General features: G+C 65.9%; 7 protein-coding genes. 5 read left to right on the top strand and 2 right to left on the bottom strand.

What is annotated here, in order from left to right; genetic code table 11:
- Positions 1-41 precede the first annotated feature (41 nt).
- A complete protein-coding gene (locus tag KM842_RS07280) occupies positions 42-392 on the top strand; it encodes a hypothetical protein (RefSeq protein ID WP_216261785.1) in 351 nt (116 codons plus the stop codon).
- A 44-nt stretch (positions 393-436) separates the two neighbouring features.
- On the opposite strand, the gene KM842_RS07275 is transcribed toward KM842_RS07280, so the two are convergent.
- Positions 437-2533 carry a nuclease-related domain-containing DEAD/DEAH box helicase gene (locus KM842_RS07275; RefSeq protein WP_216261784.1) on the bottom strand — a complete coding sequence of 699 codons (2097 nt, stop codon included), beginning with the start codon at positions 2531-2533 and terminating at the stop codon, positions 437-439.
- A 281-nt stretch (positions 2534-2814) separates the two neighbouring features.
- Here KM842_RS07275 and KM842_RS07270 point away from each other — a divergent pair, with 281 nt between their 5' ends.
- From KM842_RS07270 to KM842_RS07260, 3 genes are read left to right on the top strand one after another with little or no spacing between them, the layout of a single operon-like run.
- Positions 2815-4641: a lipase family protein gene (locus KM842_RS07270; protein ID WP_216261783.1), complete on the top strand. Its 1827-nt coding sequence runs from the start codon at positions 2815-2817 to the stop codon at positions 4639-4641.
- Positions 4638-6770 carry an AAA family ATPase gene (locus KM842_RS07265; protein WP_216261782.1) on the top strand — a complete coding sequence of 711 codons (2133 nt, stop codon included), beginning with the start codon at positions 4638-4640 and terminating at the stop codon, positions 6768-6770. Before KM842_RS07270 ends, KM842_RS07265 begins: the two co-directional genes overlap by 4 nt.
- A complete protein-coding gene (locus tag KM842_RS07260) occupies positions 6751-7974 on the top strand; it encodes an McrC family protein (protein ID WP_216261781.1) in 1224 nt (407 codons plus the stop codon). Before KM842_RS07265 ends, KM842_RS07260 begins: the two co-directional genes overlap by 20 nt.
- A 128-nt stretch (positions 7975-8102) precedes the next feature.
- Here the strand turns inward: KM842_RS07260 and KM842_RS07255 are convergent, their stop codons facing one another.
- The gene (locus KM842_RS07255; RefSeq protein WP_216261780.1) at positions 8103-8246 is read right to left on the bottom strand and encodes a hypothetical protein; all 144 of its coding nucleotides are present in this window, start codon (positions 8244-8246) and stop codon (positions 8103-8105) included.
- A 132-nt stretch (positions 8247-8378) separates the two neighbouring features.
- Here KM842_RS07255 and KM842_RS07250 point away from each other — a divergent pair, with 132 nt between their 5' ends.
- Positions 8379-13358: a PDDEXK-like endonuclease domain-containing protein gene (locus KM842_RS07250; RefSeq protein WP_216261779.1), complete on the top strand. Its 4980-nt coding sequence runs from the start codon at positions 8379-8381 to the stop codon at positions 13356-13358.
- The last annotated feature ends 14 nt before the right edge of the window (positions 13359-13372 follow it).

Below are 13372 nucleotides of genomic sequence, written 5' to 3'. Positions count from 1 at the left end.
ATTCGCTCCCTGCGCCGGACCTCATCGTTTCGAGCCCTGAGTTGCTGAAGATCGATCGCACCGAGGTCGAAGTCAGCTTGCAGCGCCCAGAGATCATCGGTCCTGGCCTCAAGCACTCCGCGCTGCACGAGCTTCCGCTGTTCGACGACGACTCGACCGCGCCACTTCGCTTCGAAGTCCCGAGGAGTTCTTGGGGACAGATCGTCCGCGGTCCACTGGTCGTCGTACAGATCGAAGAGACCTTGGAGAGCTTCCGACCTTCTCGCGGAGCCCCCTACCGCGGCGAGGAACGTCACAAGGCGATCACGCAGCGTTGCGGGGGAAGTGAGCGGCACTCTCACATCATGCCCGTCAGGGAATCGATTGCAGAACGTCTGAACGCGAAAGCCTGATGTGCCACAGAGCGCGGTTCAGCGGGACAAGGTGGTCGCGGTCTTCAGCGCGCCCCGACCCAGAGTCCATCGCGCGCCCGAGTCATCGCGACGTACAACTCCCGCCGGTCGAGCTCGCGCCGCTCCTTCGCTGACTCGGACTCCGTCGTCGGCGGATCGGCGAGCAATTTCGCCGGCACCTGCGGCAGGAGCACCTGCTTGAACTCCAGGCCCTTTGCCCGCTTGATGGTGCCGACGCGGATCAGGTCCGAGCTCTTGCCGGCGTAGTCCTTCAGCGAGACCGTCGGCACCCCGGCATCGGCGAGCAAGGCCATCACCTTGTCCGCCTGCGGATTCGTTGCCGTCAGGATGCCGACATCGCCACGACCGGTCCCGACCAATCGGAGGACCTCCTCCACTCGCACCAGCATCGCGGCATCGTGCTCGTCACGACGGGTGAACCGGTGGATGCCCGGCTCGGGCCCCGAGCGCGTCACTGCGGAGACGGAGTCCCCAACGCCGTCGACCCCCTCGATGTCGACGAACTGGTCGTCCGCGACCATCTGCTTGGCGAAGTCGAGGATCTCGGCCGTGTTCCGGTGGTTCACGTCGAGGACCACGCCACGGCCGGCGAGGCTGATGCCGACTTCGCCGAGGGTGTACCCACCGGGGTAGATCGTCTGCTGGCCGTCACCGATCAGGGTCAGCCCGTCGGAGCGGTCGCCGACGAGCGAGTGCAGTAGCGAGACCATCGCGCACGACAGGTCCTGCGCCTCGTCGACGATGACGGCGTCGTACCGGTCGAGCGGAACCTCCCGCAGGGCGTCGCGCGCGAGGAGGATCACGTCCTCCCAGTCGCAGCCGCCACGTTCGCGGAGCCCGGCCGAGTACGCCTCGTACAGGTCCCACACCGCCTGCCGGTCATCACCGGTCAGCCGGTGCTTCCGGCCCACGCGAGCGAGGTCTGCATACTCGTCGAAGCGGGTCAGCCCACGCCCCTTGATGACGTGGCTGATCTCCTCCTCCCAGTAGCGACGAGTGAAGCGGGTCGCCTTCAACGGACTGGAGGCGCTGACCGCGTTCCACGCGTCGGTGAACGCGAGTTGTGCCTCCCGTCCGGGCGTGCGGAATGCGATGCCGCGTTCCTTGAGGAGGCGGGTCGCGAAGGCGTGGACGTTGACGAAGTCGACGCGGCCGACCATCTCCGGCGCCAGTCGCTTCAAGAGCGACTCGAGCACCGCGGGCAGGGTGCGGATGTACGTGGTGAAGAGGATGCGACCGCCGGTCGAGCGAGCGAGGTAGGCGGCTCGGTGGAGGCCGACGACCGTCTTGCCCGTGCCGGCCGCACCGCGGATGCGGGCGGGACCGTTGAAGTTGCGGCGGACGAGTTTCGCCTGCGCCGGGTCGAGCGAGGCCATCCACTCCTCGATGGGTGCCTCGAGGATGCCGTCGAGGAGGTATTGGTCGAGCTCCCCCTGGTCGAGCTCCCCCTGGTCGATGAGGGCCGGCTGCGGCTCGGGCTCCCGCGCAAGGACGGTCTGCGGCACGATCACCTGCTGCGTGCTCGCCGCGGCGCCGTCCATCACCGGGAAGTACGAGAGCACTGCAGCGAGTGCCTTGTCGACGCGCTCGGGGGAAAGTCGGGCTCGCGGGCGGGTGATGTGCTTGATGAGGTCGTGAGTGCCGACAACGTCGACGGAGGCGACGTGCGCGCTGACGCCCTTCTTGCCTGCGAGTGCGACGACCGCGTGGACCTCGCCGGGAGCGAGCCCGACGTCGGTCAACACCTTCTCGGTGTCCCAGGCAAGATCGGCCAGACGTGCGACGTCATCGGTCACGTCCTCCTGCCCGCGGGTGATCCGGCCGTTGTCCACAGCGACCTCGCGCCAGGCCTTCGTGTCGACGATCCAGACGCCGGAGCGACCGACGACGATCATGTCCACGTTGGCGTGGGCGCTGCCGGGCCAGCGGCGATCGGCGAGGAGGTGGTAGCCGATGCCGGCGAGGGGCGCGAGGGTCCTCGCCGTCTCGGCCTCGGTGCGGTGGGCGATCTCGAATCGGCCGGCGCGTTGCTCGGCTTCGTCGGCCTGGCGGCGGAGTTCGCTCGCTCGGCCGCGTTGACGGCGTGCTTCGACGCCTGCCGATTCCCCTGCGATCGTCATGTGCTTCCCCCGAGGGCGTGGTGCGCGGAGCGCCGCCTGTCCCTGATACCGACGGTGCTGACTCATCCTCGGGGACGGAAGGTGGATGGCGGCAGCACCTGTTCTGGGGGCGTCTGCCGGAGTTCCCCTGCTGCTTGCTCCGGCCATGTCGGGATTCATCGCCATGGCTCGCCGACAAGCCGGGGTCGGATGGTGCTCAAGCGTTGACGCGCCGAATCGGCAGCGGGACCACTAGCCTGACGAACGTCGAAGATTTGTCAATTGGGCTCGAAAGGTTCCTCGTGAGTTCTGACCCCATCCTGCTGTTCCTCCACGGCGTGGGAGCGGGCGATCTCGAAGACGCGTGGCAGATCGCGCTCTCTGCTGCTCTGGTCCGAGGCGGCTACCCGGCGCTCGATCCCAATCGGTGGATCGCGCCGAAGTACTCCTACGCGCTCCGGAACGGTGATGGCAAGCTGCGCCTCCCACCGGTGACGGTCAAGCAGCCCAGTCGCGACGACGCCCGCGCGAACCGACGCGCGTTCGAGCGTCGGACGAGCGCGATGGAGTACCGCCTTGGCCAACACGATCCCGGGTCCGGTGCTTTCGGCGCTGCGGCGCTCGTTGACCTCAGTTTCGAGACGCATCCGTTCACGCAGGCGTACAACTACCTCCACGACGAGCAGACGCGGGCGCGGGTGCTCAATCGAGTTCTCGAGGCATTGCCCGCCAGCGGGCGGCTCTTGATCGTCGGTCACAGCCTGGGGTCAGTCATCGCTGCTGACCTCGTCCGACGCCTCCCCTCGGATCTGCAGCTCGTTGGCATGGTCACGATCGGCAGCCCGTTGGCAAGCGGTTCGGTGCAGGCCACTGCGTTGCGGGACGCGATGCAGGAGCCCCCGACGAACCTCGATTGGTGGGTCAACTTCTGGAACGACCGCGATCCGGTCGCGGCCCTTCGGGGTCTCTCGTCCGTCATGCCCTGGTTGCTCGATCTCCGTGTTTCCACGCCCCCGACCCTCCGAGTGCACTCCGCCGTCGAATACCTCTCTGACTTGCGAGTTGCCGAAGCGATCGGATACGCGCTGCACGGGTCGCTTTCGAGAGAAGTCGCCACGACGAGCTCCGCCCTCGACACTCCGCTTGACGATGACGAAAACGTCGTCCTGCTCGCGCTCCGGTACGCACACCTCTTGAGTGGCCAGCTGAAGGACGACCATCGCGACAGATTCCTCGGAGCTGTCCGGGCCACGCAGGCGAACGTGATCGAGGCGCTGCTCAGCCGCCGCGAGGCCGACGGCCGCCCGCGACCGGAGCACCTCGCGGCCCTGGGGTTCGACCTCGCTGAACCGGAGTCAACAGCGCCTGCACCTGCTCCTGGCGCGCACGTTGATCCGGAGAATGCGCTGGCTCAACTCATCGTCCTCGCATCGGACAACGTGATCAGACCGTTCGAGATCGCGATTCCTGACCCCGCGCGGCGTCAAGCGATGAGAGAGATCACCGCGGAGCTCGGTCTCGGTACTGCCTTCGGAGATGACGTCCTCGACGCCATTCGACGCGCGGAGGCCGTGCTCGACGCTGGCAAGGGTGTCAACTGGATCAAGGTCGGCGCGCTCGGCGCTGGTGCCGTCGCGATCGTCATCGCGACCGGTGGCCTGGCGATCGCCGCGGGCGCAGGGCTCGCCGGGGCCGCCGCACTCACGAGCGCGCTTGCGACCTTCGGCCCGGGCGGGATGATCGGAGGCCTGATCACCGCCGGCAGCCTCGTGACCGCGGGGGGTGGGGGAATAGCCTTCGGCCTCGCCAACACGGGAACTTCTGCGGAGGTGGTCGAATCGATCGTGATGCGACAACTCGCTGCGGCGATCCTTCGCGAGAAGCGCGGCTTCGAGCAGGATCCCGGTGTCTGGCACCTCCTGGTCGAGACCGAGCGACAGGTGCGGCGTCAGTACGAGCGCCTGGACGAGTACTCGGACCTGAAGTCGCCGGTGCTCGCAGATCTCCGGAGGAAGATCCAAACGGTCGAACGTGCGCTCGAGTTCATGCGGGAGAACGGACTGGAACCGGGTCCCGCCAGGACGACGCGAGACTCAGTGCGCTCGGACAACGTGAAAGGCCGGAGATGACCGATCAGCAGCTTCAAGACCAGCGACTCGTAGCGGCGCTCCATCAGCTCGCCGATCAGTCCGAGCCACAACGGCGGAAAGACACCTGGGAGGCAGTTGTCGCCCAGATCCCGATGAGCGAGAGTGAGGAAACGCATGTGCGCTCACGACCGCAGGCTCGCGGCTTCAACGCCTTCCTGTTCGGTACATCGATGCTCGGGCGCGCCGGACTGCTCAACAAGTCTGGCGACGGCCGATGGTCGATCACCGATCTGGGGCGCACTGCCATCAACGAGATGTCAGACCCGACGCTGTTGCGCAAGGAGGCGAGTCGGAAGGCTCGAGTCAACACGAAGCTGCTCTTCGCCGACCGTGAGGCTCGACTCGCAGTGGCCATCCTCGCGCCGGACGCTGGATCCGAGCGCATTCGAGCGGCGTCAGAACGGTTCACGGAACGTGGTCTCCGTCAGTTGACGTCGGTGTTCGCGGAGCACCGAACCGTCTGGCGGACAGAGGTCACCGAGGAGATCATCAAATGTTTTGTCAAGCAGGAGACCGCCTCGGGGGAGTCCTTCGTCGATCAGCTTCGGCAGCAGTTCGCCGACGCCAGTGACGATGCCCGGTTGTTGATGTCGGAGCTCATCGCTTGGCAGGTGTTGCCGCTCCAGAACCCGGGTGAGCGGAAGAAACGGGAGCGCGTCCAAGCGCTGCTCGACCTGATGGACGAAACCGTCCTCATTCCAGCCTCGATCGACGATGCTTTCCGCTCCTGGTCATTCAATCCGGGCCAGGGCATGCTGCAGAACATCCACAGCGCCCTGTCCCTCGTGGTTCGACTCGTGGATGCCTGGGTGCGCCTCGACGACGACGAGCGCGATGCATTGCTTGAAGACCCCTGGTCGTGGCGCGACTTCGTCATGGGCGTTCCGGGGACTCCGTTCCCGACGCAACGCAACGAGCTCCTGTACCTCGTGCACCCCGAGTCGTTCGGCGAAGTCGTCTCCGGTACCGACCGAGAGCGCATCCGTGAAGCTTTCCGAGGGGAAGTGGCCGGTGACCTGAAGGATGTCGAGGTCGGAGACGACCCAGACCGCGAGTTCCTCGAGATCACCCTGGCCCTGCAGACCAAGAACAACGAGCCGGCGGCGTACTACCGCGACCCGCTCAGAGTGCGGTGGTCGGGCAACGACGAGGTTGGCCCGAGTCTCGACGATCGAGAGGACTCGCAGTCTGACCGGCACCTACCGCAGCAGCACGCTCCGTTTCCCAGGGCCGTGCAGGAACTGACCGACGCGCTGCACATACCTCAACGGTGGCTGCAGGACACCCTCGACCTCATCGAGCGCCGAAAGCAGGTCATCCTCTACGGACCTCCCGGTACCGGCAAGACGTTCCTCGCACAGGCCCTGTCGAAGCACGTGACGGACGGCACCGACGGCGAGACCACCATCGTGCAGTTCCACCCGACGTACTCGTACGAGGACTTCTTCGAGGGCTTCCGCCCCGTCGCCAACGACGACAGCGGCAACCTCGCCTTCACGCTCCGGAAGGGCCCGCTGCGGCGCCTCGCTGATGCAGCAGCCGCCAACCCGGAGGCGAACTACTTCTTGGTCATCGACGAGATCAACCGTGGCAACATCGCCAAGGTCTTCGGCGAGCTGTACTTCCTGCTCGAGTACCGCGACAGCGAGATCTCCCTGCTCTACAGCGACGAGCCGTTCACCCTGCCGAGCAACATCTTCGTCATCGGCACGATGAACACCGCAGACCGTTCGATCGCGATGCTCGACGCCGCGATGCGGCGCCGATTCGCGTTCGTCGAGTTGCACCCGGAACGCGAGCCCGTGCAGGACGTGTTGTCGCGCTGGCTGGTGACCCAGGGCCTCCAGGACGACCGTGCGGACCTGCTGACGCGACTCAACGCGCAGATCCAGGACCACGATGCGAAGGTGGGTCCGTCCTTCCTGATGCGCGACCTGGCCGGGACCGGCCTGCAGGACGTGTGGCGGTACGAGATCTTGCCGCTGCTAGCTGAGCACCATTACGGGGAAGGCGTTGACCTGGAGGCGCGGTACGGCCTGAAGACGCTGCGTCGCCAGGCGACGCCCCCCGTGTCGGACGGGGCCGAAGGTGCTTCCGTCGACGATTGAGTTGCGGGAGGCGGACCAGCTGGTGGTGCGCCGGCTGCCGCGGGCGGTGGCCGTCGGTCTGGCATCGGCGAACATCGCGACCGTCGCGCCGACACTCGGCACAGATGAGTTCTGTGTGAGCGGCGTCCGGAAGGTCGGGGTGGTCCGCATCGCCGGGCACACAGTCTGGCTCAAGCCGAAGACGCCCGTGCGGCGGCTGTTCGCGATGCTCGGGTACGCACGCGCCGGGAGTGCCATCTGGACCGAGGACGACTTCGGCTTCGAGGAGGACGAGGACCTCGTCCCAGCGTTGGCGCACGCATTCGTGCGGCAGGCCTCGCGGGCGCTCGCAGGAGGGCCGCTCCGCGGGTACGTGACGCGGGAGGACGCGCTACCGCTCGTGCGCGGACGGTGGCGGATCGGCGACCAGCTGACGCGGCGGGGTGGGCAGCCTCTGCCGGTCGAGGTGTCGTTCGACGACTACGTCGAGGACATCGTGGAGAACCAGGTGCTGCTGACCGCTGCGACGCGGCTACTCCGGTTGCCGGGTGTGCCTGCTGATGTGCTCGGGGCGCTTCGGCGGATCGTGCGGGTGCTCGATGGGGCGTCGGTGATCCCGGTCGGGGCGCCGGTGCCGGTCGTCCGGCCGGATCGACGCAACGCGCGGCACAGGTCGGCGCTGGCATTGGCGTCGCTCGTGTTGACTGGGTCGTCGGTCGAACAGCGCGCCGGGTCAATCGTCGCGTCAGGATTCCTCGTCGACATGTGGTCGGTGTTCGAGGACTTCGTGTCAGCTGCGCTGCGCGAGGCATTCAAGCCGTACGGGGGAGTGCTTGTGTCGCAGTACAAGTCGACGCTCGACGTCGAGGGGACGGTGAAGATCGCGCCGGACCTCGTGTGGCTCGTCGACGGGGAGGTACGGGCGTGCATCGACGTGAAATACAAGGTGGAGAAGCACGGGCAGTACCCGAACGCCGACTTGTACCAGCTGGCCGCGTACTGCCGGAGGTTCGGGCTTGGGCAGGGACACCTCGTTTACGCGGCAGGGGGGTCGGCTCCCATCGGAACTGTCGGGTTGCTCGGCGGACCCGTGCTCCGTCGCTCCGCCGTATCCCTCGACCTGCCGAGCAAGTGGACGCTGGACGGCATTTCGCAGCTGGTTCGGGACATCGCAGATGCCAACGGGCACGGCATCGCGTGTCTCGACGCACAACCAGAAGCTTGATGGCAAAGAGGTCTGTATCGGTCCGCGTTCCGCATTCGTGGGCCAAGCGGGGTCTCGCTCCAGTTCGTCGATCACGCCGGACGGTTCCTGTGTGTCGGTCCGAACTGGCATGATCATTTCACCGGTCATCAGAGGGGAAACCGCAGTTGCGCGATCATGGTGAATCCACCACCGAGCAGTCCGTTCTCGATCAGAGTTACGATCTCCTCGAGTACCTCTCCGCTGTTGCGCGCGAGATCGGTCCGAAGCCAGTACGAGATGTCAGACGGCACTCAATGTGCCTCTTTCCATCCGCTGTTCCCAAGCACCGCGCAGTGATCCTCGGGCCGGGAGACAACCGGACCGCCTGGTTGTCCGTCGACAGGGTTCCGGCTCCAGCCACTGTTGCAGTGCCCTCGACGTTGGTGGGACTTCTCGCGCCGGATGAAGCCCTTCGAACCGCCAGCAAGACGCCGGTCCTTGACGAGCAGCTTGCGACGCAGCGCGTCGAACATCAGGTGACGACCCAGCTCGGGGACCCAGCATCCGAAGCTGATGACGAAGCGCGCGAAGTCCGTGCGGCCCTTCGAGATCGCTTCCGTGACGACCTCCGCGCCGCTTTCGATGACTGGCTGACCGAGGTGTGGGTCCCTTGGGCAGAGGTCAACCGGCCGTCCTTGGCAGCCCGCGAGCTCTACTCTGCGCTCTACGACTTGCACCTCGAAGCGGAGGCCTCGTCGGCCACGCACGAGGTCGTGTGGGGTCATGTCGTCCTCTCTGCTCGCGACAACCGAACGGAGATCGTTGCGCCGATGCTCACCACGCCGGTATCCGTCCAGCTGGGTCCTGAGGACGCGGTCGTCCGGGTGGCCCCGGAGCAGGCGGTCGAACTCGAACTCGACAGCGTCGAGGGCACAGACCTGCCAGGCCGAGACGGTCTCGTGAGCCTTCGCTCGATTCTGCGTGAGACGCCTCCCGACCCTTGGGACGAGCAAGAGCGCCTCGCCGTCCGGAAGCAGATCGCAGCCCCGCTCGGTGTCGACGCGACGCTGACGGAGTCCTCGGACATTGCTGCGATGGGCAACGGGCCCTCGATCAACGACGGGTGGGTGCTCTTCCTTCGCAAGCGACCACTCCGTCAAGAGCGTTTCTACGACGAGCTCGCACAGAAGATCCGTAGCGAGCAGTTCCTGCCGGAGGGTCTGGCCTCGGTCGTGGCGGATCGCGACCGGGTGGACGCGGCGTTGGTCCAGCAAGGGCAGGTCCTCACTACGAACGACGGCACGGCCGATCGTCTTCTGATGCCGTTGCCGGCGAACGCCGAGCAGGTGCGGATTGCGAGGCAACTCGCGACGTCGCGCGGCGTCACGGTCCAGGGCCCGCCGGGGACCGGCAAGTCCCACACGATCGTCAACCTCGTTTCCCACCTCGTCGCTCAGGGGAAGCGAGTCCTCGTCACCGCCGAGAAGGAACAGGCGCTGTCCGTACTCCGCGACAAGATTCCGGAGGAGCTTCGTGACCTCTCGCTCGCAGTCCTCGGATCGACTCCGGCAGCCCTGGAGGATCTCCGGAGTGCGGCTCAGTCGATGCAGGATTCGTTGTCAGCCCTCGATGTTCCTCGGGAGGAGCGGCGAATATCTGAGCTCGAGGCGCGAGTCGACGAGCTTCGCGACTCAGTAGCGCGTACCGACGCGGCCCTTGTCAGAGCGCTGCAGAGCGAGCAACGCGAGTACGAACTCCCGGAGGGGTGGAGCAAGGCGCCGCAGGTCGCAGCGTGGCTTGCTCGCGATCGCGAGCTGGACGTGATCTCGGACCGGGTTCCCCTGGACGCGAGGTTCCCGATCACAGCGGAAGAATTCTCCGAGCTGGTCGCCCTGGTACGAGCGATCGCGTTGGAGGACCGTCATGCCGCCGTGCTGAACCTGCCAAATGTGCCGTGGTTGCCCAGCGCCGGCGAGCTTCGCAGCAAGTTCGAACGGCTGGAGGACCTTCGGGCGAGAGTGACGTCGCTGGAGGACCAGGGCCTTCGGCTCGAGACCGTCGACGGTTTGACCCTGGAGGTCATTCGTCGAGAAGCCGCTGACTTCGGACGATCTGCGGCCACGCTGCGAGACTTGTCCGGCGACTGGGAGAATTCCTTCGCAGCGGCCGTGCGAAGTGGTGACCAACGACACCTCTGGGTCGCGGAGCACAACCCCGGCGTGAGGGGGAAGATCCGCGAAGCGCGCGACCTCACGAAGCGCATGGCTGGGCACATCGTGGCCACGCCCGATGGGGATCCCGCTGCTCAGTTCCAGATGGTAAAGGTCTGGACGGAGCGTCTAACGGCCGGCAAGAAGTTGTCGATGTTCGCCTCGAAGGAACTCAAGGACTTCGCGGCACAGACCAGCGTCGACACCTTCCCGGTGACGACAGCGCCGCAACTCGAGCTCGTCGGCGCTCAGATCGCTCTGCGGGCTGCTCTGCGCGAGGCGCACGTCAGGATGACGCAGGCGTACGCACCCTTCCAGATCCCGGTGCCACCGCTCGATGGTTCTTTCCTCTTCAGCGCGGACCAGCTGGCCGGTCGGGTGGATTTGGTCGGACGGTGGTGGTCAGAGACGTACCCGCCGCTGGCGGCCCGGGTCGAGCACTACATCGGGCACCAACGGGCAGCTGACGGCCCCGCCGAGTCCTTTTCAACAGCGGCCGAGGTACTCGAGCGAGGGGGCGCTCGGCTGGAAGAGCGACAACTGACGGCTGAACTGGGCGCACTCGAGTCCCGGATTCGTGAAGAGCACGAATCACAGGACAGGTCGCCGCTGTGGAAAACGCTGCTGGAGGCACTCGAGTTGGCGATACCCGACAAGTGGGAAGAAGCCGTTGAAGAGACTCGCCGCCTGCTCGTGATCCGCTCGCGTGTGCTCCGAGTGGAGGAACTGGCCGAGCGTCTTGTTCGCGCTGGTGCGCCAGCGTGGGGACGGTCCATCGTCGAAACGTGCGCAGCGCCAGCTGTCGTCGGGGACGTCGAACACGCTCCTCGGGCATGGGAGCGGGCGAGGGCTCGCACTTGGTTGAGTGCCCTGCACGCCGAGACGGACACCGAGTCCCTGATGGAGCAGTCGCACGCCGACGCGGCCGAGCTCCGTCAGGCGATCGTGGACCTTGCAAGTCGGTCGGCTCGTGTCGAATTGAAGAAGAACTTCCGAGACCGCAAACGTCGAGCGCTCGAGAACTGGCTCTCGGCCGTCAAACGCGTCGGCAAGGGCACCGGCAAGAACGCACCCCGCTTCCAAGCAGCTGCGCGCGAGGCTCTGCCGGCCGCGATGGGTGCCGTGCCGATCTGGATCATGCCGATCTACCGAGTGATGGAGAACTTCGACCCGCGGGTTTCTGACCTCTTCGACGTCGTCGTGGTCGACGAGTCATCACAGTGCGACCTCCTGTCGCTCGGTGTGCTCGCGCTCGGCAAGAAGACCGTCGTCGTCGGGGACGACCGACAAACTACCCCGGAGCGAGTCGGAACCCCGACGGAACGCATCGCGGCTCTCCAAGATCAGCATCTCAAGAGCATGCCCGAAGCGAAGCTGCTCACACTCGACGATTCGCTCTACTCGATCTCTGGCCGCGCTTTCCCCTCGACCATCGCGCTCAAAGAACACTTTCGCTGCGTGCCGGAGATCATCGAGTTCTCGAATCGCTACTACAAGGGAGCGATTCTCCCCTTGAGAGAAGTCGGAGTTCCGCAGATCGGCGACCCGCTGAAGGTAGTGCACGTCGAGGGTGCGGTCTCGGTCCAGCGAGGTTCGAGTCGTGTCAACACCGACGAAGCCAAGGCGATCGCGGCCCAGGTAGCTCAATGCGTGAAGGACGCGTCGTACGAGGGCCTCACCTTCGGCGTCGTGACGATGATGAGCGGTCCGCAGTCGCAGATCATTCAGGACATGATCCGGGAGGCGATCGGCGATGAGGAGTTCGAGCGCCGGCGGATGAGGGTCGGGAACCCGCCGCTGTTCCAGGGCGACGAGCGCAACGTGATGTTCGTCTCGATGGTTGCGCACGACGCATCGTTCGCTGCGACGACGGTGCGCTACGCGCAATGGGCGAACGTCGCGGTATCTCGAGCGCAGGACCAGTTGTGGATCTTCCACAGCATGGACGCGGCGACGCTTCACCACGAGGACCACCGTCGGGCGATGATCGAGTATGCCCAGAGCTACGAGCGGCGAGATCAGACCGTCGGTCTCTACGAGCTGACCGAGTCGAAGTTCGAGCGTGACGTCCTGAAGCAGATGCTGGACCGAGGCTACGACGTCCAGCCACAGCATCGCGTCGGTAGCTACCGTCTCGACTTCGTCGTGCGTGTCGCACCAGGGGAGCGTCTCGCGGTCGAGTGCGACGGAGACTCGTTCCACGGGCCCGACAAGTGGGACGACGACGTGCGGCGCCAGCGCGTTCTCGAGCGCATGGGTTGGTCATTCTGGCGCGTCCGTGCTTCGAAGTACTACCTGGATCCAGAGGAGGCGATGAGGCCACTGTGGGCTCGCCTCGAGGCGATGAAGGAGCGAGCAGCAGAGGCAGCCGACCTGGCGCGCCTTCGTGAGGACCGCGCTGAGACGGAGCGTCTGGATCAGCTGCGAGCACCTATCGATGTCGCAGATCTGCCTTCGGAGGACCCGGCCGAGCTGCCTCTGAGTCAGGAGGCGAGCTCTTCGCCTCCTGCTCAGGCTGAAGCAGTCATTGCCCCTGAGCTGTTCTCGACCGATGAGGTGAGATGGACGCCAAGGCACGAAACTGACGCGGAGACGGCGTTGGAGCTGGCACTCGTCCCGAGCGTGGACGAGGCTCTGCCTTCGCCGGCGGGTCCTCGTCCCGATCGGCAGCCCGAAGTCGATCGAGCGGAGCAGTTCGCACCTCTGCTTCCTGCGCCCGTCCCGGCGCTTCGCCGCTGGGCGAAGGCGAACGGCTTCGCGGTTGGGGAACGCGGGAGGATCTCGGCCGAGATCGTGAGTGCATGGCTCCGCGCCCACGCCGACGAGACGAGTGATCGGGACGATGCGGGCGTGGAAGGTCGGGTCGAATCGGATCATGGCGGCTCTCATACTGCTGTCGAAGCTTCGCAGGGATCTCTGGAAGCGGCTACCACGCGGGCACGAGCGGCTTGGAACGAAGGTCGGGCGTATCAACTCGACACGGAAGGCAACATCCTTCCGCTGTACAGCCGTCGTACCCTCGTGAGCTACATCGGCGAGGCCGCGACGAAGCCCCTGCGGGACGCGATGCGGAGCGCCCGCCCGACCGGCGGGCGCTTCAAGGTCGACGGCACAGGCACGATGGCGACGTTGATCGATGGCGAACCCGTCTACGTCTGTACAGTGCAGCCGGGCATCTGGTTCCCGACACACTGGTCTGACGAGTCATATTGACCTCGCGACGATGA

Origin of the sequence: Curtobacterium sp. L6-1, assembly GCF_018885305.1 — a bacterium.
Lineage (GTDB): Bacteria > Actinomycetota > Actinomycetes > Actinomycetales > Microbacteriaceae > Curtobacterium > Curtobacterium aetherium.
Note: the sequence above shows the minus strand (reverse complement) of the source record. Positions and strands in the feature narration are given on the sequence as shown.

Excerpts from the sequence above, each read along its gene's own strand:
- KM842_RS07265 (WP_216261782.1), top strand. The coding sequence starts at position 4,638 with ATGACCGATCAGCAGCTTCAAGACCAGCGACTCGTAGCGGCGCTCCAT.
- KM842_RS07275 (WP_216261784.1), bottom strand. The coding sequence starts at position 2,533 with ATGACGATCGCAGGGGAATCGGCAGGCGTCGAAGCACGCCGTCAACGC.